Below are 24,180 nucleotides of genomic sequence, written 5' to 3'. Positions count from 1 at the left end.
GCCGTCTCCTTACAGGTTGACCCAGCGGTCAGCGTTATCGAATGCGAAATCGTACCCGCCCAGGGCGGCTGCCCCGCCGGTGTGCAGGAACACTACGGTTTCGTCCTTGAATGCGCCCTTGCGCGCGAGGTCGATCAGGCCTGCTGCACCCTTGGCCGAATAGCAGGGGTCCAGCAGAATCCCTTCCAGTTCGGCAAACATCCGGATGGCCTCGATGCCGCTTTCAGTGGGTACGCCATACCCTTCGCCGACATAGTCGGTGTTGGCCATGACATCTTCGCGCTTGACCACGCCCGGGCAACCGAGCTTCTCGGCGGTCTTGCACGCCAGGTCATACACCATCTGTTCCTGTTTCGGTTGCGGTGCACGCGTGCCGATGCCCAGTACCGGAACGGCGGAGTTCATCGCGCAAAGCCCGGTCACCAGCCCGGCCTGAGTGCCTGACGACCCGGTCGCATGCACAACTCGGTCAATTTTTAGTCCGGTTTCATTGGCCTGGGCAAGAAGTTCAAAGGCGCAGTTCACATAGCCAAGCGCGCCGGTCGGATTCGACCCGCCACCAGGGATCACATAGACCTTATGGCCCTTTGCACGCATTTTTTCAGCCGCGCGCTCCATTTCCCCGGGCATATCGTGGCCGCCTGGAAACTTTTCAGTCGTGGCGCCATGCAAATGGTCGAGCAACACATTGCCGTTGGTGTTGTAATTCCCGTCCTGATAACCAGTGCGATCTTCCAACAGGATATGGCACTTCAGCCCCAGTTTGGCGGCAAAGGCTGCTGTTTGGCGACCATGGTTGGTCTGTGTGGCACCCTGGGTCATGACCATATCAGCCCCCTGTTCCAGCGCCTCGGCCATCAGGAATTCCAGCTTGCGGGTCTTGTTCCCGCCCGTGGACATGCCAGTGCAATCGTCGCGTTTGATCCACAGATCAACGCCGAGCGCCTCCGACAAACGCTTCATCGGTTCGAGTGGCGTAGACAGATGGGCGAGATGGACGCGTGGGAAGCGAGATAGGTGCATTCTGAATTCCTTGAGTGTGTGTTGTAGGCTTTTCTTGTGACGCGGTGGCGGACAGCTGGGCACGCCGCCGTGTTGGGCTCACGCCAAACTCGAGGGCGTACCTACGTGAAAAGTTCGACGTGGTGCCCAGCCCGCAGGCCAGGGCTACTTCGCAAAGAGGTAGGGCTGTATGCTCGATTAGATTGCGTGCGCGGTGCAATCGTAGCGATCGATAAAACGCCGCCGGACTTTGGCCAACGATGCTAAGAAACTTGCGTTCCAACTGGCGGACCGACAAGCCAACTATCTCGGCGAGTTCAGTGGTTTTGAGCGGCGTATCCATGTTCTGTTCCATTGCAGCAACCACTGGTTCCAGCCCGGGAAGACGAAGTGCTCCAACGTCGTTGACACTGCACGGTTGGCTGGTGTCGCCTTCCCGGATGCCGTGCAGGAGCAAGACCTGACCGACGGCCTGGGCCAGTTGCAGCGATTTAGGCGCCACGATCCGGTTTAGAACTACGTCGGCGGTGGATGCCATACCAGCGGCGGTGGTGATGCGGCTGGCCTGGGAAAAAAGAGGGAGCGCGCCATCGAGCCCATGACCCGCGTCGCGGGCGCGCTGTTGGATTTCCCAGTGTGTCGTAACCAGTGCGTCGTCAGGGTAGAGTTGCTTCCATTCCGACGCGGCATCGGACAGCAAAAGAACGTCCCGGCCCATGCGTTCGAACCATCGCAATCGTGCGCGCAATTGAGAAAACCCGGAACATGCCCCCTTGCCACCTAAAACGATCAGGTGGTCTGGAAGAACAGCCTCGTCAACCGAGAAACCTTCGGTTCGGGCCAACAAACCGCCAAGAACTTCAACAAAGTCTTCGCCGTTCATTGAACAGACCTGACAAGTGAAAGTCAGACCACGACCCACGCGGGTGGCGATGCGCAAGATATCCTGTGCAAGCGCCAGTTCCGTGGGCACGAAGCCGTTGGCAACCAGAATGGTAACACGAACCTCCTGCGACATGGTTTAACTCCGCATCAGTTCGTAGCTGGGATCGTAAGGAGACGGCGTTATGACGGTGGCCGGTACCCGGTCCCCGCACAGGTCCAGCTCCATGGTACTGCCTTCTTTTGCCAGACTAGGCTCGACGAAGGCGTAGGCAAGGTTCATGCCGACGCGGTGGCCCCAGTCGCCCGAGGTGATGGTGCCAACCACCGCGTCGCCCTGCATCAGCGAGGCGCCACCATGGGCAGGGGCGTGGGTCGCGTCTATCCTGAGGGAGACCAGCTTGCTGCGCGGACCTTCGGCATGCCGTTTGCGCAGCGCCTCCTTGCCGATAAAGTCGGCCTCCTTGTCCAGCTTCACGAACCGGTCCAACGCGGTTTCAAACGGGTCGAACTCGGTCAGCAGGTCGGCTTTCCAGTGCAAGAACCCTTTTTCCATGCGCATCGAGTCCACGGCGCGGGCGCCAAACAGCTGCATGCCGTAGGCCTCACCCGCAGCACGGAGCGCCAGGTAGACCGCGTAAAGCGAAGCATTTGGAACATGGATTTCGTAAGCCAGCTCGCCCGAGAAGCTGACACCCAGCACGGTTGCGGGCGAAAAACCAATGAAGCATTCGCGCGCTGACAGCCAGGGGAAGGCCTGTTTCGACCAGTCTCCACGCGCACAAGCGCTGAGCACTTTACGCGCATTGGGGCCGGCCAGAACCAGGATGGTCTGGTCATTGGTCAGCGATTTGATCTCGACGTCTTCGTGGTCGCGCACATGCTGGGTCAGCCAGTCCATGTCGTGGAACTCGGCAGCCGCTGCCGAACCGAACCACACCCGCGCCGGACCACAGTCGCTTTCGGGCAAGTTGGCGACTGTTGCTTCGCCTTTGACCATGCCGTGGTCGTTCAGCATGTAACCGAGGCCAACCCGGCCGTCGCGTTTGGTCACGTTGCCGCAGAACAAACGGTCGAGGAAGCTGTGGCGATCCGCACCGGTGATTTCGAACCGGTTGAAGCCGTTGACCTCACACAGGCCGACATTGTCCTGAACATTTTTGACTTCGGCCCCGACGATGTCGAAGGCTTCGTCAAAGTTGAACGACAACGACGGGTGGAAATCGGGGCTGGGCTTGATGTAGTCGACACGTTCCCAGCCGTTGACCACGGTGAATTCGGCGCCTTCAGCGGCAAGGACAGGGGTCAGCGGCGTGGTTTTCGCGGGACGGCCGGCAGGGCGGTGTTCGTGGGGGAAGTGAAAGCGGAATTCGTTCTGATAGTCTTCGATGGCCTTCAGTGCGGTCAGTTCCACGTTGGTGTGCCCGGTAAATCGGCGCGGATCGATGCACCAGGTGTCATACTGGGCTTCACCATGCACGATCTGTTGCGCCAGAAGCCAGCCGTGGCCGCCGCCTTCGCCCAGACCAGCGCGCAACCCGATGATGCAGAACGCGTTGCGCTTGCCCGGGATCGGACCCACCAGCGGAGCGCCGTCGATGGTATAGGTGATCGGGCCGTTGACGATGGAGCGGATACCAGTTTCTTCCAGCGCGGGCATACGTTCAAAGGCACCGGCCAGCACATCCATCACGCGGTCCAGATCGTCCGGGCACAGCGCATTCACAAAGTTCGGGTCGATCCCGTCCATGCCCCAGGTCTTGCAGTCCTGTTCATAAAAGCCGACCAGCAGACCGCCTTTTTCCTGGCGCGAGTAATAGTCCGAGATCGGGCAGCGCAATAGCGGCATGCGGTGGCCGGCCTCGGCAATGGCCGGGATGTCCTCGGTCAGGAAATATTGGTGCTCCATTGACGCCACCGGGTGATGCACACCCATCATCGCGCCCACTTCGTTCACGCGGTAACCGCAGGCGTTGACCACGATGTCACAGTCGATATCGCCATGTTCGGTGTGCACGGTCCAGGTGTCGTCCTTGTGTTGGGTCAGCGCGGTGACAGGCGTGTTGCGATAGACTTCGGCCCCGGCCTTGCGCGCATGATACGCCAGCGCCTGGCACAGCTGCGCCGGATCGATATCGCCATCCAGCGGATCCCAAAGGCCACCCAACAGGTTGGTGGTGGAAATCAGCGGGTGGCGGCGGGCGCATTCCTCGGCGTCGATCACTTCCAGATCCACGCCCATGCCGCGAGCCATCGAAGAGAAATGCCGATAGCCCTGCATCTGCTCTTCGGTATTGGCCAGTCGGATGCCGCCATCAGCGTGGTGATAGTTGATCGGATATTCAGGGTTCTCCGACAACTCTTTGTAAAGGTTGATGGAATGGGTCTTCAGCCCAACCATGGTCTGGTTGCCACCAAAGTTCGTGACCTGCGCGGCCGAGTGCCAGGTGGTGCCGCTGGTCAGCTCGTTGCGTTCAACGAGGACCACGTCGCTCCAACCTTCCCGGGTGAGATGATAGAGTGTCGAGCAGCCAGCGATGCCGCCGCCAATGACCACTACTTTGGTTCTCGATTTCATTGCGATCTCCTAATGCGTTGCCTGCAAACTGCTCGCAGGGTCGGCGGTGGCGCAATGGGAAGTCTTCAGATTGGAAAAAATCGAATTTAGTTTGCCAGTTGTTTCGGATCTCACGAATTGACAAGCCCGCAAAGGCATCGCAGAGCGGTTTTGGGTACGGAAAGGCCGTTATCTGTTAGGGGCGTTAACTGTCGGTTCCGGGCTTTTCCAGCAGACGATAATCATTGGAAAGCCAAGGGTGGTTATCCAGGATCGGTTCGATGAAATGGCGCGACAGCAGGCGCCGCAACGTGCCGCCGATCAGATCGGCCGTCGCCTGAGGATAGTAGTCCGCGCGAAACAACGACAATTCCCGCGCAAAGCTCTTGTTCTGGAAGGCATGGAGCGTGATGCGGTTTTGATAGCGTTTGACGCGGTTGTAGCTGGCCGGCGTGGTGATCGCCCAGCCGGTGCCTTCTGCAACCATGCCAAGCAGGGAATGGTTGCTCTCCAGCTCAAAGCGGTTGTCCAAGGATATCTGCGTGCGCCGTAAATGCAGTTCGATCAGGTTGCCAATAATCAGGTTCTTGGAATAGCGCAGGAAGGGCAGTTTTGACCGTCCTGCCAGATAGGCTTCGGGCGGTTCCGTGGCATTGGCCGGCAAGGCAATCACAAAAGGATCGCGCAGCAAAGGCAGTTCGACCAGCCCCGCATCCCCACTGATCGGGCGCGTCGCCATACCGATGTCGAGCTTCTTTTCGTGCAGCAGGCGGATGATGTCGTGGCTGGGACGGGTGAGGTGTTTAAACGTACATTTTGGCATGGCCTGAGACAGGAATTGGGCCAGTTCCGGTGCGACCTCGCTATCGAAATCATCGACAATGCCCAGGCGCAGCTCCCGGACCTGGGCAAGGTTGCCTGCTGTGAGCTCTGTTTCACCCCGACGAATCGCCTGCAACCCAATTCCGACGTGATGGGCAAAAACTTCACCTGCGGGGGTCAATACCATCGGGCGGCGGGAATGGTCTACTAGGTCGACCCCAAGGCTATCTTCAATACTTCGCAAATGGTGTGATATGGTGCTGATCGAGAGACCGGTTTCCTCGGAGACCTTGCGGACCGAGCCCGATTTGGAGATCAGTTGAAAGATCTCGAGCCCGCGAAGGCTTAGGTTACTGCGCTGCATGACCGACCTTTTGCATGATATCTATGCGAATCCTGCGCTACATTCGAAAATTTCGGAACTAAAGTCCATCTTTTTGCGAAAATCGAGTTTTATTGGACAAATGGGCGGAAAACATTGCGAGATATTAACAGCCGGAATTCTTCGCGGCTTACCCAAGTCGCAAGGAAGCGACCCAGAAAAAGAACAGGGAGACTACAATGAAGACGAAGCCCCTCAGAAATACCATTGCAGCTTTTGCAGCCGGCGTGGCCGGACTTGCCGCTGCACAGGCCAGCGCCGAGAGCATCACCGTGGCCTATTTCCTCGAATGGCCGATGCCGTTCGAATATGCCAAGCAGATGGGCACTTATGAAGAAGTCCTTGGCATGGACATCAACTGGGTCAGCTTTGAAAGCGGTGTGAAAATGTCAGCTGCCATGGCCTCGGGTGATGTTCACCTTTCGGTCAGCCAGGGCCTGCCGCCTTTCGTAGTTGCCGCCAGCGCCGGGCAAAATCTGGAGATCCTTGATGTCGCCGTGAGCTATGCTGACAACGATAACTGCGTCGTGCGTTCGGAACTGGAGATCGACAAGACCAATGCGGGCGAACTGGCCGGCCGGAAAGTCGCTGTGCCGCTGGGCACCGCCGCGCATTATGGCTTCCTCAAGCAGATGAGCCACTTTGGCGTTGATGTCGCCTCGATGGATGTGGTCGACATGGATCCGCCGGATGCGGCCGCTGCGATTGCACAGGGCTCAATCGACATGTTCTGCGGCTGGGGCGGATCACTGCGCCGCGCTCTGGAGCATGGCAACGTGCTGCTGACCGGTGCTGAAAAGACCGAGATTGGCATCCTGGTGTTTGATGTCACCTCCGGCCCGGCTGACTGGGTTGCCGAGAACGGCGACGTGGTTTCCCAGTTCCTCAAGGTGACGGCAGATGCTAACGCAATGTGGGCCGATCCGGCCAACCACGCAAAAATGCTGCCGCTGATTGCCAAGGACGCGGGCATGGATGAAGCCGCCACCGCGGAAACCATCGCGACCTTCACCTTCCCGACTGTTGACGATCAGCTTTCGGAGAAGTGGCTTGGTGGGAATGCTCAGACCTTCATGAAGGGCGTTGCGGACGTGTTTGTCGAGGCCAAGAGCATCAACGCGGCCCTCGATTCCTATGAGAGCAACGTCAACACCGATCCGCTTGCAAGCGCCGGTGGCAATTAAGGATACCAACTGGGGCAGCGGCGCGGGTCGCTGCCTTTCAGAGTGGCTCCGTCCGGGGCCGTCCGTCCTCCCACACATTTCTCAAAAGGGACGTGCTGCCTATGTCAGGACTATCTATTGAAAGCATCTCTATGCGCTTTGATCTGCCCAACGGCAGTTCGGTGCAGGCGCTGAAAGACGTCTCGCTGCATCTCAAGCCCGGTGAGCTTCTGAGCGTGCTCGGCCCTTCGGGCTGTGGCAAGACCACCTTGCTGAACATCGCGGCCGGGTTTCTGGCGCCGACAGGAGGTCAAATCACCATGAACGGGCACGTGGTCAAGGGCCCCGACGCCGAGCGCGGCATGGTGTTCCAACAAGGCGCTTTGTTCGAATGGATGAACGTGCGCGAAAATGTCAGCTTCGGCCCAAGGATGAAGGGGCAGACCGAAGCGGAATGGGGCAATCAGGTGGATCACCTGCTTGACGTGACCGGTCTTGGCGATTTCAAGGACAAGGCGATCTTTGAACTTTCCGGAGGCATGCAGCAGCGTGTGGCGCTTGCCCGCTGCCTGGCCAATGATCCTGACGTGATCCTCATGGATGAACCGCTGGGCGCGCTGGATGCGCTGACCCGCGAAAAGATGCAGGGCCTCGTGCTGAAGCTCTGGAAAGAGACGGGCAAGACCATCATCCTGATCACTCACTCCGTGGAAGAGGCCCTGCTTTTGGGCGAGCGACTTCTCGTTATGGCCCCGCGTCCAGGACGCATTCACAAGGAATACAGGCTTCCCTTTGCCGAAATGGGCGTTGGGGGTGACCTGCGCGAAGTCAAGAAAGCAGAAGGCTATGCCACGACGCGCGAAGAAATCCTGGAAATGATCTGGGACATGGAAGAAGAAATCATGGGTCGTTCGGAGGAAATGCAATGATCGGTTTGATGATCCTGCTGGTATACGTCGCGATTTTCGTGATCTCCTTCCTTGTTGTGCGGTTCTTCGTGCAGCGCACGAGTACTGATTTTACCTCGCTCAAAACCGTGACCTTTGGCGACGAAAGCGCGGTGATTTCGAACCGGTCTGCTTCGGTGGTCTCGGTTCTGACGATTTTCCTGCTTTGGGGATCCTTCACAGGGTCGGCCTGGGTGCCGGGGTTCCTGCACGCGCCGGGACCGTTTGTCGGCGAGACATCCTTTACCTATACGGTGGCCACCCAAGATGGCGAACGCGATGATGCCACAGTGCATGTGCGCGTCGTGGATTTCGGTGAGAAGCCGGAGAAGTTTGACGTGCCGCTCGGCGACGGGTTTGCCAAGGACGATGCGCTGGCCATGTCCGCCTCGCGTTCGGCCACTGTGCTGTTTGACAAGAATGACGAGGTCACGCGCAAAGATGGGACCCGGGTTGTCGCCATTGATGGTGTCGCGATTGCACCGGGCGGCTCGATCCGTACCGATGCGGGGCGCTTTGCCCTGACCAGCAAGGGCGCGATCAGCTTCTCTCCGCCCAAGGGCTTGCAGATGGAGCCGATCTGGCTGCCGCCGCCCGAAGCTGTTGTGGGCCGTGTGATTGAAATTGCCAATGAAGGCTACCGTGACAGCACGCTGTGGAAACACCTGGGCTATTCGCTGTTTCGCGTGATTGCGGGCTTCTTCTTCGGGGCGCTGATCGGGATCCCTCTGGGCTATGCGATGGGTTTGAGCGACTGGTTCCGTGGCTGGTTCGAACCGATCGTGGAATTCATGCGCCCAGTGCCGCCGCTGGCGCTGATCCCGCTGGTTATCATCTGGTTTGGCATCGGCGAGGTGGGCAAGATCATCCTGTTGTTCTTGGCTTCGCTTTGGATCATGGCGATTTCGGCGCGGGCAGGTGTGTCGGGGGTCAATATCTCCAAGGTGCATGCGGCCTATTCCTTGGGCGCAAGCAAGCTGCAGATCATGCGCCATGTCATCATGCCTAACTCGCTGCCCGAGATCTTTACCGGCGCGCGTGTCGCCATGGGGGTCTGTTGGGGCACGGTGGTTGCGGCCGAACTGGTTGCGGCGTCGGAAGGCGCCGGGATGATGATCATGGTCGCATCCAAGTTCCAACTGACCGACATCGTGCTCATGGGGATCATACTTATCGGAGTTATCGGCTTTGGCATCGATGTGCTGATGCGCCGGGCCGAGAACTGGCTGGTTCCTTGGAAAGGGCGCAGCTGAGCCGGGCACCACGCTGAAAATGAAACGCGCCGGGCTTGCGAGCCCGGTGAGCAGCCTATTCTAACGTTAGCGCCTTACTGCTATTTAATGTCTGTGGAACAAGTTTGGTTTGTCCATGAAGCGCGAATTCAAGGCTGCAAAATCGCCGCCCCCTGAGTAAATGGCCGAAATTTCCACAATACTGTAATTCCGCAATACTGTAATGCCGTGATCTGCGCCGCCGCAGAATTTATCGCAATACGGGCAAACGCTGAGAGGAAGTCGAATTCACAGGTCGGGCTCTCTGCCGCCAATAGATCGTTTGTAGCATGCGTAGATTCGAATTCTCATAAGATGACAGTTTTTGCGATGTCACCCATGAGATTGCGCACCCGAGGCGAAAGTCCGGTTCTCGCTTCTGTGTAAGCGCCCGGTCGCTCGCTGCACCTGGCACGAATGTCTTGTTTGGGCTGAGAGCTGACTTCAGACGACCGCCAGAGCAGCGAGTGGCCTTTGATTGGCTCAGAGGGGGCAGCTAGGCGCAGGAAGCGGACCTTGTACGTTGGAGTTTCCTTCTTAGATGACCTTTGGTTCTAGGGCTGGTCAGGCTAAATAGCCTCTCCTTTTCATCGCTAATGTTAATGCGCGGCGAAACCAAACTTTCAGTGATCGATCAGCAGGAACATCTATGTGATGTGCAACTACGGTCATGCTGAATCAGTGCGGGTTCTGGATTTCATCAAGAAGCTTGGGGATCAGGGGACGGTGTGTTTTGCCATCAGTAAAATGCGTTGCTCCTGGTGCCGGATGAAGAACGTCAGGGAATACCGGATCTTCTTCTCCGCTGCCCCCTGATAGCGCTTTTTCGTGGTGGCGGCTTTGGTTTGAGTGAGGCTTGTTGCTGCAAGAGGAAAACCCAAAGGCCCTGGCATCAGCTGGGGTCTTTCTCTTGGTGTGGTCGCCTTTCGTGGGAACTGCCAGTCCTAAGCAATGTAGAAGGGACACTTCGTTAGAGTAGCGAGGTGTCCATAGATGCTGTGAACTGTATTGAACCGGCTAAGCTCGCGTAGGTGGTGGAAAAAGGTTGAATAGAAAGCGTCCCTTAGTCCTAAAATCAATAGCTTGAGCAAGGGACGTGTTGTTTACACCGTAGCGGGCCAGAGTTCAGGATCCGGATCGTTAGAAAAATTTGCAAAAAGGACATTTTTGACCGCAAACTGCGGTACACTTTGCTCGTAACCCATTGAAACCTATAAAGCGGATTTCGCGCAGTGCGGTACTACTTAGGAATTGAAAACATTGAATTTTCTGGCAGTGGTGGTAGGCCCGGCAGGATTTGAACCCGCAACCAAAGCGTTATGAGCGCTCTGCTCTAACCGTTGAGCTACAGGCCCACTGGGCATGTGGTTAGAAAATGCCTGCAAGAAGGTCAAGCCAAGATTGCAGCCGGAGGGCGTTGTCGGGCGATTGAAGCCACTGACATTGCTTCCATGCGCTCTAGGAGGGCTGTGATGACAACGTCGTGGCGCTTGTCATAGCTATGGCGTGAGGGGTAGACGGCATAGATGTCTTTGTGTGGGGGGTGATAGGAAGGTAAGACTTCCTCGAACCGACCGTCCCAAAGCGCCTCTTCCAGAAACAACCGGGGGGCGCGGGCATATCCGGTGTGGTTGGTGACCGCGCGGATGATCAGATCAGGGTCATCGGCGGTAAAGCCCACATGGACTGGAGCTTGGTATTCGACACCCTCCAGCATAAGCGGGAAGAAACCTCCGGTCTGATCTTCATGGTGTTGGATGAATTTCAGCCGCTTCAGGTCTTCCGGAACCTTGGGGCGTCCGGTTTGGTCCAGGTAGCTGGGCGTGGCAAAAAGCACAGTTTCCATCTGTGCGATTTTACGCGCCGCCCCGTCCATGTCGCCAAGCGTTCCGGATCGGATTGCCAGGTCGACGTTTTCACGAACCACATCAATCAGCCGGTCTTCGAGCTTCATGACGATATTCAGATCGGGGTAGGCCTGATTGATCTCCAGAAGTACAGGACCAAGGATGATGCGGCCAAAAAAGGTGCTGGTACTGATCCGGAAGGTGCCCGAGACGCTTTCTTCCAGTGCGCTCAGCTCTGCACACATTCTATCATAGCCCGATAGCAGCGCCTGCGCTTGGGTATAGATCAGCTGGCCGGCGCGGGTTGGCTTTACCCCAGTTGAGGAGCGATGCAGCAACTCATGACCCAATAGTGTCTCGAGCTGTTTGATTTGCAGGCTCATCGCGGGCTGGCTGATACCCCGGCGCTGGGCGGCGCGATTGAGGCTGCCTTCGTCCAGAGCGATAACGAAGCTCTCCAATAATCCCAATCGATCCATGTTCGCTATAAATCCTGCTTATATCCCTAATAGGTGATCTGGGTCTACGGTGGTCAATCTGGCTAAACTAAATCGGGGGTGCGACCAAAACTTCGTCAAAACCATATTGGAGATCCTTATGACGATCAATCGTAGAACCCTTCTTGCCGCACTTACTACAGTGCCTGCGGCTGCTCTAGCATCGGGCCAGGCTGTGGCTGAGACCCAAGTTCTCGCACAGGGGCTGCCTCCGGTTTTGCATCAGTTTTCGCTGGGGGAGGCGCGTGTGACGGTATTCTTGGATGGTCATCTGCCATTGGGGACACAGCTCTTTGCCAATTATGATGCGGATAAGGCCGATGCAGTGCTCGCAAAAGGGCTGCACCAAATGTCACCGGAGGGGATGAACATCCCGGTAAACGGCTATCTGGTAGAGCGGGGCACGGACAAGATACTGATTGATGCGGGCACTGCCAATCTGATGGGGCCTAACCTGGGGGGCATGGGGGCTGGTTTAGCCGCAATAGGCGTGAATCCATCTGACATCTCAATGGTTCTTCTGACCCATATGCATCCGGATCACTCTGGCGGGTTGGTTGCGTCAGATGGCGCGGCGCGCTTTGCCAATGCAGAGTTGGTGGTGTCGCAGGTGGAATGGGATTTCTGGTATGACGATGCCATCATGGCCTCTGTTCCGGAAAACAGCCGCGGGTTCTTCCAGATGGCACGTATGACGGTTTCTCCCTATCAAAACCGGCTACGGCTGATCAAAGGGGAAGAGGCCGTGATTGCGGGTTTCACTGCTCTGCCGCTGCCAGGGCATACGCCGGGTCATACCGGATACATGCTGGACAGCGAGGGGCAACAGCTCTTGTTCTGGGGGGATATCATTCACAGCACCGCCCTGCAGTTTGCCTATCCGGATTGGACCATTGCCTTTGATACCGACCCGGTACTGACAGCGGCGACGCGCCACAAGATGCTGGACCGTGCGGTGTCGGACAATCTCCTGTTGACGGGCAGCCATATTGATTTCCCAGGTCTTGGCCGAGTGCTGCGACAGAAGGACGGCTATGCATACCAGGCTGCTCCCTGGCAATTTGGGCTCTGATCTAAGGCCTCTGTCGCACGAGGTAGCGCGTGCGGCAGATTCCCTTGTTTCTTTCTGCGGCGCCTTGCGCTAAAGGCTGCGCAACCAGTTTTAAGGAGCCAAGAGATGACCAGCGGCAAGAACGGATTGACCTATGCGGATGCAGGTGTGGACATCGACGCGGGCAATGCCCTGGTGGATCGCATCAAACCAGCTGCCAAGCGTACCAATCGCTCCGGCGTGATGAGTGGTTTGGGCGGCTTTGGCGCGCTGTTTGATCTTAAAGACGCAGGCTATAGCGATCCCATTCTGGTCGGCGCCACCGATGGTGTTGGCACCAAGCTACGCATTGCGATTGATACCGGTGTCGTCGACGGTGTGGGCATCGATCTGGTGGCCATGTGCGTCAATGATCTGGTCTGTCAGGGTGCTGAGCCTTTGTTCTTTCTCGACTATTTTGCCACTGGCAAACTGGAGACAGAAACTGCCGCGCGGATCATCGAAGGCATCGCCGAGGGCTGCGTGCGCTCTGGCTCTGCGCTGATTGGTGGCGAAACCGCCGAGATGCCGGGCATGTATCCTGAGGGTGATTTTGACCTCGCGGGCTTTGCGGTTGGCGCCATGGAACGTGGCACTGCCCTGCCTGCGGGTGTGGTTGAGGGCGACGTGCTCCTGGGCCTGGCCTCTGATGGGGTACATTCCAATGGCTACTCCCTGGTGCGCAAGATTGTTGAACTCTCCGGCCTGGGCTGGGATGCGGATTCGCCGTTCAGCGAGGGCACCCTGGGTGAGGCGCTGCTGACGCCAACGCGGCTTTACGTCAAACAAAGCCTCGCGGCTGTGCGGGCAGGGGGCGTGCATGCGCTGGCCCATATCACCGGTGGTGGCCTGACCGAAAACCTGCCACGGGTTCTGCCCGAGGATCTGGGGGCCGATATTGACCTGGAGGCCTGGGAGCTGCCCGGTGTGTTCAAATGGATGGCGGAAGTTGGCGGCATTGCCGAGGCTGAAATGCTCAAGACTTTCAACTGCGGTATCGGCATGATCCTGTCGGTCTCGGCCGATCGCGCCGATGAGCTGGTGGAAATCCTGCAAGACGAAGGCGAAACCGTCAGCCGTCTGGGCACTGTCACTGCTGGTGCGGGCATGCGCTATTCGGGCAAACTGCTGTGAGCGACAAGAAGAAGGTTGCCATTCTGGTCTCGGGCGGCGGCTCCAATATGGTGGCGCTGATCGAGAGCATGACTGGCGACCATCCGGCCCGCCCCTGTCTGGTGCTGTCAAATGACGCCGAAGCAGGGGGGCTGAAAAAGGCCGCGGCTGCGGGGATTGCCACGGCGGCGATAGATCACCGCCCCTTCAAGGGCGATCGCGCCGCTTTTGAGGCTGAGCTGATTAAACCGATTCTGGAGGCGGGCGCCGATATCGTCTGTCTCGCTGGGTTCATGCGGGTGCTGACCGCGGGGTTTGTGACGCCGTTTCAGGGTCGCATGCTGAATATTCACCCCTCGCTGCTGCCCAAATACAAAGGCCTGCACACCCATGCGCGGGCGCTGGAGGCTGGCGATAGCGAACATGGCTGCACCGTGCATGAGGTCACGCCCGCGCTGGATGACGGGCCCATTCTGGGGCAGGCGCGACTGCCTGTTTTGCCCGGCGACACCCCAGAAGACCTGGCGGCGCGGGTCTTGGTGCAGGAGCATCGGCTCTATCCGGCAGTGCTGCGGCGCTTTGCTGCGGGGGATCGCACCCCGGTGCTGCTGCAGGGCTGATCTGGCGGTTTGCATTGCGGGCGGCAAAGGCGTATCACCATGGCCAGCCCACTAGACCAGAACACCAGAAAAGTCGTGATATATGAAAACTCTGACCACCACCGACGAGCTGCAGGCCTTTTGTGAAGAAGCCGCAAATTACCCCTACGTGACGGTCGATACCGAGTTTCTGCGCGAACGTACCTATTACTCCAAGCTCTGCCTGATCCAGATCGCCTTTTCCGGCGATGGTGAAAACGATGCCGTGCTGGTGGACCCGCTGTCGGATGGGCTGTCGCTGGAACCGCTGTATGAGCTGTTTCGCGATGAATCCGTGGTCAAGGTATTCCATGCCGCTCGGCAGGATCTGGAGATCTTCTGGGTGGATGCCAATGTTTTTCCTAAGCCGCTGTTTGACACTCAGGTTGCGGCCATGGTCTGCGGCTTTGGCGATCAGGTTGGCTATGAAACTCTGGTGCGCAAGATCGTCAAGGAAGGCGTCGACAAAAGCTCGCGCTTTACCGATTGGTCCCGTCGCCCCCTAAGTGAAGCCCAGCAGGCCTATGCGCTGGCCGATGTCACCCATCTGCGCCGGGTGTATGAATATCTGGCCGCCGATCTGGAGCGCAGTGGCCGCTCGCATTGGGTTTCCGAAGAGTTGCAGGTGCTCACCGATCCTGCGACCTATAATATTCAGCCGCAAGAGGCCTGGCGCCGGGTGAAAACCCGAACCTCTTCCGGGAAATTTCTCGCCGTAGTACGTGAATTGGCGGCCTTTCGTGAGGACTATGCCCAGAGCAACAACGTGCCGCGTAACCGGGTGTTCAAAGACGATGCATTGGTAGAACTCGCTTCGACCAAGCCACGCACCGGAGCTGATCTTGGCGGATCGCGCCTGTTGCTGCGTGAGGCCCGCAAAGGTGTCATCGCAGAGGGCATTCTGCAAGCAGTTGCCAAGGGGATGAATTGCCCGGCAGACAAACATCCCAAAATGGATCGCAGCCGGGAAAAGCTGCAGGTTAACCCGGCGCTGGCTGATCTGCTGCGGGTACTGTTGAAGGCCAAGACCGAATCTGCCGGTGTGGCAGCCAAACTTATCGCCCCCAGCGCTGATCTGGATGCCATCGCCGCAGGTGAGCGCGACGTGGCGGCCTTGACGGGCTGGCGTCATGAGGTCTTTGGCGAGGACGCGCTGCGTCTGTGCAATGGTGAAATCGCCCTGGCCGCCAAGGGGCAGTCGGTCAAAGTGGTTGCCCTGTAATTACTGCGCCTGGGGGATATGTAGTCTCTGTTGACGGGTTCAAGCTGCGGGCTGATTGAGTCAGCTTCCGATGCTCTACACGACCCTCTCTGAATTATCGGTCACTAGAATCAACAAAGCCCAGAGCCGAAATTACCGGCTCTGGGCTTTGTCTTAAGCTACAGCTTCGCGATGCGAAGTTAGCGACGGCGTGTTTCACGGGCGTTTTCGGCGCCGCTGACACGGATGGTACGAATGCCACGTAGGCTCTGTTCAGAAATCGTAACCGCCGCCTGCACGGTGCGGCTGTGTGCGCTCCCGGCTGGGGTCGGGTCTACTGGGTAGAGAACATGCAGGGTGTATTCCAGCGTGTTCTCCGCAGCATCCGGAACCAAACGTAATTCCACCTCATGAGCGCCCTGTCGCGAGGCAATACCAGTGGCATGGATGATCGCTCCGTTTGGAGTGGGCTCAACCCGCAAGTCGCTGATCGTTGCGACCGGAACACTCAGATCTTCTTTGTCTGCACGGGCAAAGATGCTTTTGCGCCCTTGGTCAGGGAGCAGCGGATTGGTGACTTCGGCGCTTGTCGCAGCAACGGGTGTGGATCTCGATTTACCGAACCAGTTGCCTGGGTTGATACGTGAATCACTCCATCCGCCGCAGCCTGCAAGTACAAGCGTGCCCGCCAAGATGAGTGCCAAGGATTTGCGCATGTCGTCCCGCCCGTCTTTTAACTCTGGTTGATTGTGGTTACCTGATTGTACGGCGCTTGAAAAGCTGTTGAAAAACATGGGCAGGCGGCATAGGTGCTGCAGTGCTGATTTCCGTCACAAACGAGGGGACTCCCCATCATGGCCAGCGCCGCATTTGAAGAGATTGTTGAAGACTTCGAATTCCTGGAAGACTGGGAAGATCGCTATCGCCATGTGATTGAGCAGGGCAAGGCGATGGAGCCTCTGGAAGAGGCGTTGAAAGTGTCTGCGACTAAGGTGGATGGCTGTGCCAGCCAGGTCTGGTTGCACCCAAAAATCGAAGAGGGGCGCTTTCATTTTGACGGCGAAAGCGATGCGCTTATCGTGCGCGGTTTGATCTCGGTCCTGCGCAGCCTCTACAATGGGCTGCCGCTGGCGGAGGTTATGGCTGTTGATGCCCGTGCGGAGATGGAGCGATTGGGGTTGAATGAGCATCTGTCAGCGCAGCGCTCGAATGGGGTGCGGGCGATGATCGAACGCATTCGTGAAACAGCCGCCGCCCAGCTTTAATCTGACAGGCCTGTGTCCTGAACAGGGCTGATCTCCTGCTTTGATTTGTACAATCTGACCCGATCCCGGTTCTGCAGATGGGCGATATACTCCCGCAGCAGCGGCACCCGGCGTGGGCGATAGCTTTCGCCGGTTTTTTCATAGCCCTCGATCCGGGTGACATGAAACATGCGGAAATCACGGCGTTTGCAGCACCAGGCCAACAGCATCACCGCGCGGTCATGGTAGGAGAGGGCCAGAGGGTAGATGCGCCGCAAGGTATAGGCCTCTTTTTGATCCCGGTAGCCAATTTCCAGCGCCTCTTCGGCCCACATGGATTCGCGCAGGAGCGTCATGTCGATTGTGGGGACTTGAGGTGCCGTAAAGCGATGCACCAGATTGACCGCATGCATGGCCTGGCGTTGCTGGCGTTCGGGAAGAGTGGCCAGAATCTTGACCAGCGCATCATTGGCCGCCAGGGCCAGATCGCGGTCTCCACGCTGCCCCACATCGGCCAGTCCCAGCGTCAGGGCTTCGATTTCGATCTGGGTAAAGGCCTGCGGCGGCAGGGCCGGGTCCTCGACCATGGTGTAGCCAAGCCCTGCTTCCCCTTCGATCCGTGCACCCGCGACGCGCAGGCTGTCGATATCGCGGTAGATGGTGCGCTCTGACACCTCCATCGCAGCGGCCAGCCGCGCGGCCGTCACAGGTGGTGTCAAACCCCGGATGAGGTGCAGCAGACGAAAGAGACGATCGGATTTGGCCATGAGGTAACCTAGGCATCTACTCCTGACAGAAATTGGCAGGAGGGTAGCGTCATACATCCCTCATCGACAACCCAAAACCCGAAAGGTTCACTCAAAATGCCAAAGCTCTACCATTCTCCCCACAGCCGCTCCTCCCGTGTCATCTCTCAGCTGATGCTGATGGGTAAGCTCGATGAGGTTGAGGTGATCTGCGTGGATGTCATCAAAAACGATGGCTCCGGTCGCAAGGATCCGATGAATGCCCACCCGGAGGGCAAAGTGCCCTTTTTGATCACCGATGAGGGAGAGACCATTCGCGAGAGTGGCGCCATCATGATGTATCTGGATGAGCTGTTTGGCCAGCCCCTAAGCCCCAAGCCTGGTAGCAAGGGGCGTGGGGGTTATCTGTCTTGGATGTATTATTATGGTGGTGTGCTGGAACCGGCGCTGGTGGCGCAGTTCGCCGGGCTCGATCATCCGGCGCTTGTTGGTACTTTCCGCTCCATGACCGAGGTTGGTGCGCAGCTGGAAAGTGGCTTGAAGGATCAGCCCTATCTGCTGGGTGATGAGCTGTCCTTGGCCGATTTGATCATGTCTTCTGCTTTCCTCTGGGCGCCGCATCTGATGCCGGAGATCACTGTGGTCAAGGATTGGGTCGCGCGGGTCGCAAAGGCGCAGGACAGTGACGCGCTGGAAGCATTTGAAGCCAAAGCGTTGGAGAGCCTAAATCAGAAGGTGCCAGCCTAAAACGCTGAGTTCAAAGCCTGAGCGACCATCGTTGCCTCAGGCTTTGGGCTTGCCCCAGTGCAGCAAGGCATCTTGCAGCTCGCCATAGCCAGTGTGACGGTGCTCAAACTCTAGCCCCATGCGCGTGGCGCAGTCGCGGGCCTTTTCCAGGAGGGCAGGGTCCGAGAGCTGGGATTGGTAGACCAGTTTGGTGTAATTGCCAAAGATCATCCCCCGCAGTTCCGGGTTTTTATCCAGCCCCATGGGCTTCCAGATAAAGGCATCAAACTGCTTCACCAGAAAATCAGTCAGATAAAAGGCGGTGATCTCTCCGGCCTCAGCGTGTTCAGCAAAGACCTCATTGCCCTCAAAGAAGGAATAGCAATGCGGCCCTGCCACCATTTCCACGCCCAGTTCGGTGCATTTTTGTTCCAATGCACCGCCAGTGCCGCAATCGGCATAGACTACGCAGATCTGATCATAGGTATTGCGGTGCTTTCGCACAGCGCCTTCCACCGCAGTCGTGATCTGATCGGGATATAGATGTAGTTTTGCAGGCAGACAGGTGAGGTCGATGTGATCCAGCCCGTTGATCTCCTTGATGGCAAGGATCTCGCGCGCCAGGGCGCCACAGGCGATCAGGAGGATACGGCCATGTTTCTTTTCAGGGGCGGCCAGGCCCTGTTCGGTGAGGGAGCTTTCCTCGAGCGAACGCCCCGTAGGGGGGCGAAATGCAGCCCGTTCGTTTAAACGGGCTGCACGTCCTTTACGTGCCAAATCAGGCGCTCATCTGGTTGTGCTTGCGCGCAACAAAGTCCTTGGCCATTTCCACCGCAACAGCGGCATCACGGCAGTAGCCGTCAGCGCCAATTGCCTTGCCAAATTCTTCGTTCAGTGGCGCGCCACCAACCAGCACAACATAGTCGTCGCGCTTGCCTTGCTCGACCATGGTGTCGATCACGACCTTCATGTAGGGCATGGTTGTGGTCAGCAGGGCGGACATGCCCAGAATGTCGGGCTGGTGCTCTTCGAGCGCTTCCAGGTAGTTTTCAACTGGGTTGTTGATGCCCAGATCGACAACTTCAAAACCAGCGCCTTCCATCATCATGGAAACCAGGTTCTTGCCGATGTCGTGGATGTCGCCTTTGACGGTGCCAATCACCATGGAGCCCATGCGCGGCGCGCCGGTTGCGGCCAGCAGTGGCTTCAGGATGGCCATGCCGCCCTTCATGGCGTTTGCCGCCAGCAGAACTTCAGGCACAAAGAGGATGCCATCGCGGAAGTCAGCGCCAACGATGGTCATACCACCAACCAGTGCTTCGGTCAGCACCTTGTAGGGCTCCCAGTCGCGCGACAGAAGGATGTTCACACCTTCTTCGATTTCTTCCTTCATCCCGTCATAAAGGTCATCAAACATCTGTTGGACAAGTTCTTCATCGTCCAGTTCCGCCAGGATGATATCTTCTTCTTCTGACATGCGCCTATTCCTTGAGTGGGCGGGGAGTCCCCTGCGTGGCATCGTTATGTCGACTATTGGGCCATTTTGCCGCGTCGAGACTGCATTATTTGCGACATTGCCGTTGTCCGAACCGACCTATAGGGCCAAAAATAGCAGATTGATAATGAAGAATTCGCAAGGAAATCTTCGATTTCTCGGGTTTGTTCTTTGTTTGTTCTAAGTTTACTACCACAATGCCAAAATGGAACAGGTGATTCACAATCCAGTGCTGCGTCGCAAAGCGCGCGCCAGCCTTAGCAATGCGCCAAGTCGTTTTGATATGGGGCGCGCAGCGGTCGATGATGGCTGGGAACAGCAGCCGCAGCCTGAGGTGATTCCCACCGAGATTCGGCTCGAACAGGTCCGCAGTGCCATTTCATACAATCGCTCGCCGGACCTGCCCTTTGATCGCTCGGTCAATCCTTATCGTGGCTGCGAACATGGCTGCATCTATTGTTTTGCTCGTCCCAGTCACGCCTACTTGGGCCTGTCGCCGGGGTTGGATTTTGAAACCCGGCTGATTGCCCGCCCCAATGTGGCCGCGGTGCTGCGCCAGGAGCTGTCTAAGCCGCGCTACCGGGTGGCGACCCTGGCCATGGGCACCAATACTGACCCTTACCAACCCTGCGAACGTGACCACGGGCTGGCGCGCGCCTGTCTGGAAGTGCTGCGGGATTTCAATCACCCGGTTGCCATCGTGACCAAGGGCAGCCTGATTGAGCGTGATCTCGATATCCTGTCCGAATTGGCTGCCAAGGGGTTGGTGCGGGTTGGCATTTCGGTCACCACGCTGGACCCGGACCTGTCGCGCCGGATGGAACCCCGTGCGCCGACGCCAGCGCGCAGACTGGCGGTGATCAACCGCCTCACCAGCGCCGGGGTGCCGGTGCGGTTGATGGCCTCGCCGGTGGTGCCGGGGCTGACAGACCACGAGCTGGAGGCGCTGCTGGCCGCCGGGGCTGCGGCGGGGGCAGATGCGGCCAGCTGGATCATGCTGCGCCTGCCACGGGAAGTATCGGAGCTTTGGCAGGCCTGGCTGGCAGAGCATGAGCCGGGGCGCGCGGCTAAGGTGATGGCGCGGCTGCGCGAAATGCATGGGGGGCGTGACTATGACCCGCGTTGGGGGCAGCGCATGCGCGGCGAGGGGGAATATGCCGAGATGATCGGGCGACGCTTTCAGATGGCCTGTAAGCGCCTGGGGCTGCAAAGCAGCGCGGCTCCGTTATCCTGCGATCTGTTCCAGCGTCCAGCACAACCCGGGGATCAGATGGCTCTGTTCTGAGCCATACAGTCAGGCGCGCACTGAACCGCCATGAGGTGTGCGTCAAGGACAAGGGGGCAATGCCTGCGCACTGCCCCCTTGAACATTTTCTATTACATTCGTCAGTCTTCTAGCCGCGACGGCGACCGCCCCGGCGGGAGCGACGCTCTGTGGCGGCCTGATCTTCTGCGCTGGTGCCATCGCTGGCTGAGGTAAAGGGACCAAGCACTTCGACAATCTGTTCCAGGCTGGGGCGCTCACCGCGCGGACGGGTGTCCAGGGCTTCGCGCATGGCGCGCAGGTGGTCGGGCATGGTGCCACAGCAGCCACCGATGATTTTGGCGCCGGAATTCCGTGCCATAACAGCATATTCGCCCATCAGTTCCGGGGTGCCATCATAGTGGATATGGCCATCGACATATTTGGGGATGCCGGCATTGCCCTTGGAGATAATCGGGCGCTCGGTACCCTGGGCGGCAAAGCCCAGCACGGTGCGCAGAATATCCGAAGAACCAGTGCCGCAATTTGCACCAAAAGCCAGCGGGGCATTGGAGAACTCTTCAACCAGCTGAGCCAGGTCGGCAGAGGTTACACCCATCATGGTGCGGCCCGCAGTGTCAAAGCTCATGGTGCCACACCAGGGCATATCCGCCAGGGCAAAGGCCTCGGCGGCGGCGCGGAATTCTTCGGGGGCGGAAATGGTCTCCACCCAGAGCACATCGACGCCGCCCTCTTTCAGGGCCTCGGCCTGTTCGTGGAACATTTCAACCGCCAGGGAGTGGCTCATCTCGCCGACTGGCTGCATGATTTCACCGGTTGGGCCAACGGAGCCTGCGACAGCAATCCTGCGGCTGGCCTTGTCGGCCACTTCGCGGCCCAATTCGGCCGCAGCGCGGTTCAGCTCACGTACCCGACCCTGGGCGTCATGCAGTTTCAGACGTGCAGCAGTGCCGCCAAAACTGTTGGTCAAAAACAGATCGCTGCCCGCATCGACAGAGCCCTGATAAAGCGCCATGATTTTTTTGGGCTCATCGGTGTTCCACAGTTCCGGCGCATCGCCGGATTGCAAACCCATGTTGAAGAGGTTGGTGCCAGTGGCCCCATCGGCCAGAAGAACGTCTTTTTCCGCAAGGAAATCAGCAAAGAATTTGGTCATCGGTGTGTCCTGTAAAAGGAGAGGCAAGTGCGGGCTGGTTTGGCCCCTTCGGCTGTCCTATCGCTCAAGAGCAGCAAAAGTTCACGCCTGCTGTGTCATGAGTGCGCATTAAGGGCAATTGCATAATCCTCAACTTGATTATGAGGCGCGTGAAGCCTGTGGCGCCGCCCGTGGGGATTGGTTCTCTGTTAGTTGGGCTTCGCCGTTCCATTCGGCGGCCTCAGTTTCTGATCCTGGTAAAACCCCGGGCAGGTTGAGGCCAAGGCTGCTACGCAGATCGTCTGACCGCATCAGGATCGCGGGTTGTACCGGGTCAGGGCGATGGATCAGGCGGAAAAGCTCGCACCCCGCGATCACCATATCCCCCCAATTGGGGCAGGCCATGTAGCGGGGCCGCCATTCAGGTGCAAAACAGGCCTTGAAGCGACGCAGGCCGGGATCCATTCGGGCGGCATAACGGTGATCGGGAACCGCAGCGAGCGAGAGGCGTGGGATCTCTTCTTGCTTGGCGCCCGCAATGGCTGCCCGCACCAGGCTGTGACCCGTTCCATCAGGGGCGTCGGGGCAGATGCGGATGAGGTCGAGGCACCATTCCGCATTTGCTATATGCAGGCTGACAAATCCGATAATGCGCTCTCCCTGCCAGGCCAGAAAGACCCGTTGTGTAGCGAGGTAATTGGCTTCAAATCGTCCCATGGTGGTGCCACGCGCACCGCCATGGTGGTTTTGCCAGGCCAGATCCAAGGCTTCCATCTGTTCCAGTGGCAGGCTGGGCGGAGCCGGGCGCACCGTTATGCCTGCCTTTTCGGCATGGCGCAGTTTACGGCGCAACTGGCGATGGCTGGACCCTGCCTCGCTGAAGGTCAGGGGCGTGACCACAGCCTCGGCGGCGATACGTAAGACCACCCAACCCGCCTGGCGGGCAGCGAGAGCATTGCGGGCTGAGCATTTGTAAAAGCAGGGCGTGGCATTGCGCTCGCGTGCGTATCGTTGCAAAGGGGCCAGGGTTTCTTTGAACACTCCGTTCATCGGGTCAAACAGGGCCACAGAAATCTGTGGGGTGTTCAGCAGCGCCAGCTGGTTAAACCCAAAGGCCTGAACATGGCCACCATTTTGCCGGATCACGCCGCTTTCGGCCCGGAACCGGTGATGCGGCAGCATCTCTGCTGCCCGGTGCTGGGCGCCCAGAAGATCGGGATCGGTAACCGGCGCGCGGATGGATTTAAGCCGCTCGGGCACAACCATGATCACACAGGCAATTGCGGCGGGCAGGGCATAATAGACCAGTCGAAACGCCAAAAGTGCCGCCAATAGCCCGGTGCTGTCCTGCGCGGGAAGCAGGGTAAAGATCATCAGCTCCAAGGGGCCGGTGCCGCCGGGCGCTGAGGACAGGATCGCGGCGCCCAGAGCGATGGCATAGACCACCAGAAGGGTTGTCCAGGAAATCTCGAGCATTGCGGGCAACAGGATCCAGAGGGCCGTTCCGGCGGCTGTTACATCGATCAGTGCCCAAACGGACAACGCCAGCATGGCGCGCAGCGAGGGCCAGCGCAGCGAAAGGGGGCCGAGGGTCAACCGGGGGGCAACAAAGCTGAAGGTGCTGGCGGCGAGTGCGAGGGCAACAAGCAGGGCGCCGAGGGGGCGGAACCAGGCAAAGACAGGAAAAAGCACCATGGCAAGGCCACAGATCACCGCCAGTGCCGCCATGAAGGTCAAAGCCACCAACCCGGTCAGCTGTGCTGCCTGCATCACGGTCAACCCGGGTACCAATCGCCACCGCGCATAGGCGCCGGTAACCAGGCCAAAACCCACAAACTGCGAAAAAGCGATTGCCGCCATTCCGGCGCGACGGGCTTGGGGGCCATCCAGGCCTGTTTGCAGGTGACGATGGGCCACGGCATCATAGCGCCCCAAAGCCCAGAAACTGAAACAAGTGGCGCTACAAGCAGCCAACCATTGCCAGAGCTGCAACTCCCCCAGCATGCCGCCAAGATCCGCAGCCGATGGCAGATCAATACGGGTCGAAAGCGCCCAGAGGCAAAGGGCAGCCATGGCAAAGGGCGCGGTCAGGCGCAGGACCTGAAAAGGCTGTCCTGCCGAAGGGAGTTTGAGGCTCTGCATTGTGATCTTTCTGCGG

At 58.4% G+C, this 24,180-nt stretch carries 21 protein-coding genes and 1 tRNA gene; 10 read left to right on the top strand and 12 right to left on the bottom strand.

The features are described 5' to 3' along the window. Nucleotides 1–9: 9 nt before the first annotated feature. The 4 genes from ED661_RS19435 to ED661_RS19420 all read right to left on the bottom strand — a co-directional run bounded on the left by ED661_RS19435 (nucleotide 10) and on the right by ED661_RS19420 (nucleotide 5,627). Nucleotides 10–1,023, bottom strand: coding sequence for a D-cysteine desulfhydrase (locus ED661_RS19435; RefSeq protein WP_122076228.1), 1,014 nt, complete (start codon nucleotides 1,021–1,023; stop codon nucleotides 10–12). After that, a complete protein-coding gene (locus ED661_RS19430) occupies nucleotides 932–2,020 on the bottom strand; it encodes a GlxA family transcriptional regulator (protein ID WP_122076226.1) in 1,089 nt (362 codons plus the stop codon). The genes ED661_RS19435 and ED661_RS19430 overlap by 92 nt, the downstream gene beginning before the upstream one ends. 3 nt (nucleotides 2,021–2,023) lie before the next feature. Beyond that, complete coding sequence (locus ED661_RS19425) at nucleotides 2,024–4,462, bottom strand: FAD-dependent oxidoreductase (protein WP_122076224.1); 2,439 nt, start codon at nucleotides 4,460–4,462, stop codon at nucleotides 2,024–2,026. Nucleotides 4,463–4,646: 184 nt separating this feature from the next. Next, the gene (locus tag ED661_RS19420) at nucleotides 4,647–5,627 is read right to left on the bottom strand and encodes a LysR family transcriptional regulator (protein WP_122076222.1); all 981 of its coding nucleotides are present in this window, start codon (nucleotides 5,625–5,627) and stop codon (nucleotides 4,647–4,649) included. A 197-nt stretch (nucleotides 5,628–5,824) separates the two neighbouring features. Between ED661_RS19420 and ED661_RS19415 the strand changes: the two genes are divergently transcribed. The 3 genes from ED661_RS19415 (at nucleotide 5,825) to ED661_RS19405 (ending at nucleotide 9,008) form a co-directional block, all read left to right on the top strand. Continuing rightward, nucleotides 5,825–6,829 (top strand): ABC transporter substrate-binding protein, encoded by a 1,005-nt coding sequence (locus tag ED661_RS19415; protein ID WP_122076220.1) that lies wholly within the window; start codon nucleotides 5,825–5,827, stop codon nucleotides 6,827–6,829. 101 nt (nucleotides 6,830–6,930) lie between these two features. Further along, complete coding sequence (locus ED661_RS19410; protein WP_054461212.1) at nucleotides 6,931–7,737, top strand: ABC transporter ATP-binding protein; 807 nt, start codon at nucleotides 6,931–6,933, stop codon at nucleotides 7,735–7,737. Nucleotides 7,738–7,742: 5 nt separating this feature from the next. Next, nucleotides 7,743–9,008 carry an ABC transporter permease gene (locus tag ED661_RS19405; RefSeq protein ID WP_122077073.1) on the top strand — a complete coding sequence of 422 codons (1,266 nt, stop codon included), beginning with the start codon at nucleotides 7,743–7,745 and terminating at the stop codon, nucleotides 9,006–9,008. 1,297 nt (nucleotides 9,009–10,305) lie between these two features. Here ED661_RS19405 and ED661_RS19400 read toward each other — a convergent pair. Both ED661_RS19400 and ED661_RS19395 read right to left on the bottom strand, forming a co-directional pair. Beyond that, nucleotides 10,306–10,381, bottom strand: a tRNA-Ile gene (locus ED661_RS19400). Nucleotides 10,382–10,416: 35 nt separating this feature from the next. Then, nucleotides 10,417–11,352 carry a LysR family transcriptional regulator gene (locus tag ED661_RS19395; RefSeq protein WP_122076218.1) on the bottom strand — a complete coding sequence of 312 codons (936 nt, stop codon included), beginning with the start codon at nucleotides 11,350–11,352 and terminating at the stop codon, nucleotides 10,417–10,419. Between the two features lie 118 nt (nucleotides 11,353–11,470). Here ED661_RS19395 and ED661_RS19390 point away from each other — a divergent pair, with 118 nt between their 5' ends. The 4 genes from ED661_RS19390 (at nucleotide 11,471) to rnd (ending at nucleotide 15,433) form a co-directional block, all read left to right on the top strand. Next, nucleotides 11,471–12,442: an MBL fold metallo-hydrolase gene (locus ED661_RS19390; RefSeq protein ID WP_122076216.1), complete on the top strand. Its 972-nt coding sequence runs from the start codon at nucleotides 11,471–11,473 to the stop codon at nucleotides 12,440–12,442. A 105-nt stretch (nucleotides 12,443–12,547) separates the two neighbouring features. Next, nucleotides 12,548–13,594 carry a phosphoribosylformylglycinamidine cyclo-ligase gene (purM, locus tag ED661_RS19385; RefSeq protein ID WP_122076214.1) on the top strand — a complete coding sequence of 349 codons (1,047 nt, stop codon included), beginning with the start codon at nucleotides 12,548–12,550 and terminating at the stop codon, nucleotides 13,592–13,594. Further along, nucleotides 13,591–14,193, top strand: a complete 603-nt coding sequence (purN, locus tag ED661_RS19380; protein ID WP_122076212.1) for a phosphoribosylglycinamide formyltransferase — start codon at nucleotides 13,591–13,593, stop codon at nucleotides 14,191–14,193. Before purM ends, purN begins: the two co-directional genes overlap by 4 nt. A gap of 82 nt (nucleotides 14,194–14,275) precedes the next feature. Further along, nucleotides 14,276–15,433, top strand: a complete 1,158-nt coding sequence (rnd, locus tag ED661_RS19375) for a ribonuclease D (protein ID WP_122076210.1) — start codon at nucleotides 14,276–14,278, stop codon at nucleotides 15,431–15,433. A 179-nt stretch (nucleotides 15,434–15,612) separates the two neighbouring features. Here the strand turns inward: rnd and ED661_RS19370 are convergent, their stop codons facing one another. Next, nucleotides 15,613–16,128, bottom strand: coding sequence for a hypothetical protein (locus tag ED661_RS19370; RefSeq protein ID WP_122077071.1), 516 nt, complete (start codon nucleotides 16,126–16,128; stop codon nucleotides 15,613–15,615). A 138-nt stretch (nucleotides 16,129–16,266) separates the two neighbouring features. Between ED661_RS19370 and ED661_RS19365 the strand changes: the two genes are divergently transcribed. Further along, the gene (locus tag ED661_RS19365) at nucleotides 16,267–16,677 is read left to right on the top strand and encodes a SufE family protein (RefSeq protein WP_122076208.1); all 411 of its coding nucleotides are present in this window, start codon (nucleotides 16,267–16,269) and stop codon (nucleotides 16,675–16,677) included. Here the strand turns inward: ED661_RS19365 and ED661_RS19360 are convergent. Then, nucleotides 16,674–17,423 carry a YafY family protein gene (locus tag ED661_RS19360; protein WP_122076206.1) on the bottom strand — a complete coding sequence of 250 codons (750 nt, stop codon included), beginning with the start codon at nucleotides 17,421–17,423 and terminating at the stop codon, nucleotides 16,674–16,676. The two genes, ED661_RS19365 and ED661_RS19360, sit on opposite strands and share 4 nt — an antisense overlap. 96 nt (nucleotides 17,424–17,519) lie before the next feature. Here ED661_RS19360 and ED661_RS19355 point away from each other — a divergent pair, with 96 nt between their 5' ends. Then, nucleotides 17,520–18,149, top strand: coding sequence for a glutathione S-transferase family protein (locus ED661_RS19355; RefSeq protein WP_122076204.1), 630 nt, complete (start codon nucleotides 17,520–17,522; stop codon nucleotides 18,147–18,149). A gap of 36 nt (nucleotides 18,150–18,185) precedes the next feature. On the opposite strand, the gene ED661_RS19350 is transcribed toward ED661_RS19355, so the two are convergent. Together ED661_RS19350 and ED661_RS19345 are read right to left on the bottom strand one after the other, a co-directional pair. Further along, a complete protein-coding gene (locus tag ED661_RS19350; RefSeq protein WP_122076202.1) occupies nucleotides 18,186–18,905 on the bottom strand; it encodes a DUF1638 domain-containing protein in 720 nt (239 codons plus the stop codon). Between the two features lies 1 nt (nucleotide 18,906). Further along, on the bottom strand, nucleotides 18,907–19,605 hold the full coding sequence (locus ED661_RS19345; RefSeq protein ID WP_122076200.1) for a B12-binding domain-containing protein: 699 nt from the start codon (nucleotides 19,603–19,605) through the stop codon (nucleotides 18,907–18,909). 223 nt (nucleotides 19,606–19,828) lie between these two features. On the opposite strand from ED661_RS19345, the gene ED661_RS19340 reads away from it, so the two are divergent. After that, complete coding sequence (locus ED661_RS19340) at nucleotides 19,829–20,908, top strand: PA0069 family radical SAM protein (protein WP_122076198.1); 1,080 nt, start codon at nucleotides 19,829–19,831, stop codon at nucleotides 20,906–20,908. Between the two features lie 109 nt (nucleotides 20,909–21,017). Here the strand turns inward: ED661_RS19340 and bmt are convergent, their stop codons facing one another. Together bmt and ED661_RS19330 are read right to left on the bottom strand one after the other, a co-directional pair. Then, the gene (bmt, locus tag ED661_RS19335) at nucleotides 21,018–22,043 is read right to left on the bottom strand and encodes a betaine--homocysteine S-methyltransferase (RefSeq protein ID WP_122076196.1); all 1,026 of its coding nucleotides are present in this window, start codon (nucleotides 22,041–22,043) and stop codon (nucleotides 21,018–21,020) included. A gap of 138 nt (nucleotides 22,044–22,181) precedes the next feature. Next, complete coding sequence (locus tag ED661_RS19330) at nucleotides 22,182–24,164, bottom strand: phosphatidylglycerol lysyltransferase domain-containing protein (RefSeq protein WP_122076194.1); 1,983 nt, start codon at nucleotides 24,162–24,164, stop codon at nucleotides 22,182–22,184. Nucleotides 24,165–24,180 lie beyond the last annotated feature (16 nt).

The organism is Pseudophaeobacter sp. EL27 (assembly GCF_900313025.1).
Lineage (GTDB): Bacteria > Pseudomonadota > Alphaproteobacteria > Rhodobacterales > Rhodobacteraceae > Pseudophaeobacter.
Note: the sequence above shows the minus strand (reverse complement) of the source record. Positions and strands in the feature narration are given on the sequence as shown.

Excerpts from the sequence above, each read along its gene's own strand:
- ED661_RS19340 (WP_122076198.1), top strand. The coding sequence starts at position 19,829 with ATGGAACAGGTGATTCACAATCCAGTGCTGCGTCGCAAAGCGCGCGCC.
- ED661_RS19390 (WP_122076216.1), top strand. The coding sequence starts at position 11,471 with ATGACGATCAATCGTAGAACCCTTCTTGCCGCACTTACTACAGTGCCT.
- ED661_RS19425 (WP_122076224.1), bottom strand. The coding sequence starts at position 4,462 with ATGAAATCGAGAACCAAAGTAGTGGTCATTGGCGGCGGCATCGCTGGC.
- bmt (WP_122076196.1), bottom strand. The coding sequence starts at position 22,043 with ATGACCAAATTCTTTGCTGATTTCCTTGCGGAAAAAGACGTTCTTCTG.
- ED661_RS19435 (WP_122076228.1), bottom strand. The coding sequence starts at position 1,023 with ATGCACCTATCTCGCTTCCCACGCGTCCATCTCGCCCATCTGTCTACG.
- ED661_RS19430 (WP_122076226.1), bottom strand. The coding sequence starts at position 2,020 with ATGTCGCAGGAGGTTCGTGTTACCATTCTGGTTGCCAACGGCTTCGTG.
- purM (WP_122076214.1), top strand. The coding sequence starts at position 12,548 with ATGACCAGCGGCAAGAACGGATTGACCTATGCGGATGCAGGTGTGGAC.
- ED661_RS19395 (WP_122076218.1), bottom strand. The coding sequence starts at position 11,352 with ATGGATCGATTGGGATTATTGGAGAGCTTCGTTATCGCTCTGGACGAA.
- ED661_RS19420 (WP_122076222.1), bottom strand. The coding sequence starts at position 5,627 with ATGCAGCGCAGTAACCTAAGCCTTCGCGGGCTCGAGATCTTTCAACTG.
- ED661_RS19355 (WP_122076204.1), top strand. The coding sequence starts at position 17,520 with ATGCCAAAGCTCTACCATTCTCCCCACAGCCGCTCCTCCCGTGTCATC.
- ED661_RS19345 (WP_122076200.1), bottom strand. The coding sequence starts at position 19,605 with ATGTCAGAAGAAGAAGATATCATCCTGGCGGAACTGGACGATGAAGAA.
- ED661_RS19415 (WP_122076220.1), top strand. The coding sequence starts at position 5,825 with ATGAAGACGAAGCCCCTCAGAAATACCATTGCAGCTTTTGCAGCCGGC.
- ED661_RS19410 (WP_054461212.1), top strand. The coding sequence starts at position 6,931 with ATGTCAGGACTATCTATTGAAAGCATCTCTATGCGCTTTGATCTGCCC.
- rnd (WP_122076210.1), top strand. The coding sequence starts at position 14,276 with ATGAAAACTCTGACCACCACCGACGAGCTGCAGGCCTTTTGTGAAGAA.
- ED661_RS19330 (WP_122076194.1), bottom strand. The coding sequence starts at position 24,164 with ATGCAGAGCCTCAAACTCCCTTCGGCAGGACAGCCTTTTCAGGTCCTG.
- ED661_RS19370 (WP_122077071.1), bottom strand. The coding sequence starts at position 16,128 with ATGCGCAAATCCTTGGCACTCATCTTGGCGGGCACGCTTGTACTTGCA.
- ED661_RS19360 (WP_122076206.1), bottom strand. The coding sequence starts at position 17,423 with ATGGCCAAATCCGATCGTCTCTTTCGTCTGCTGCACCTCATCCGGGGT.
- ED661_RS19365 (WP_122076208.1), top strand. The coding sequence starts at position 16,267 with ATGGCCAGCGCCGCATTTGAAGAGATTGTTGAAGACTTCGAATTCCTG.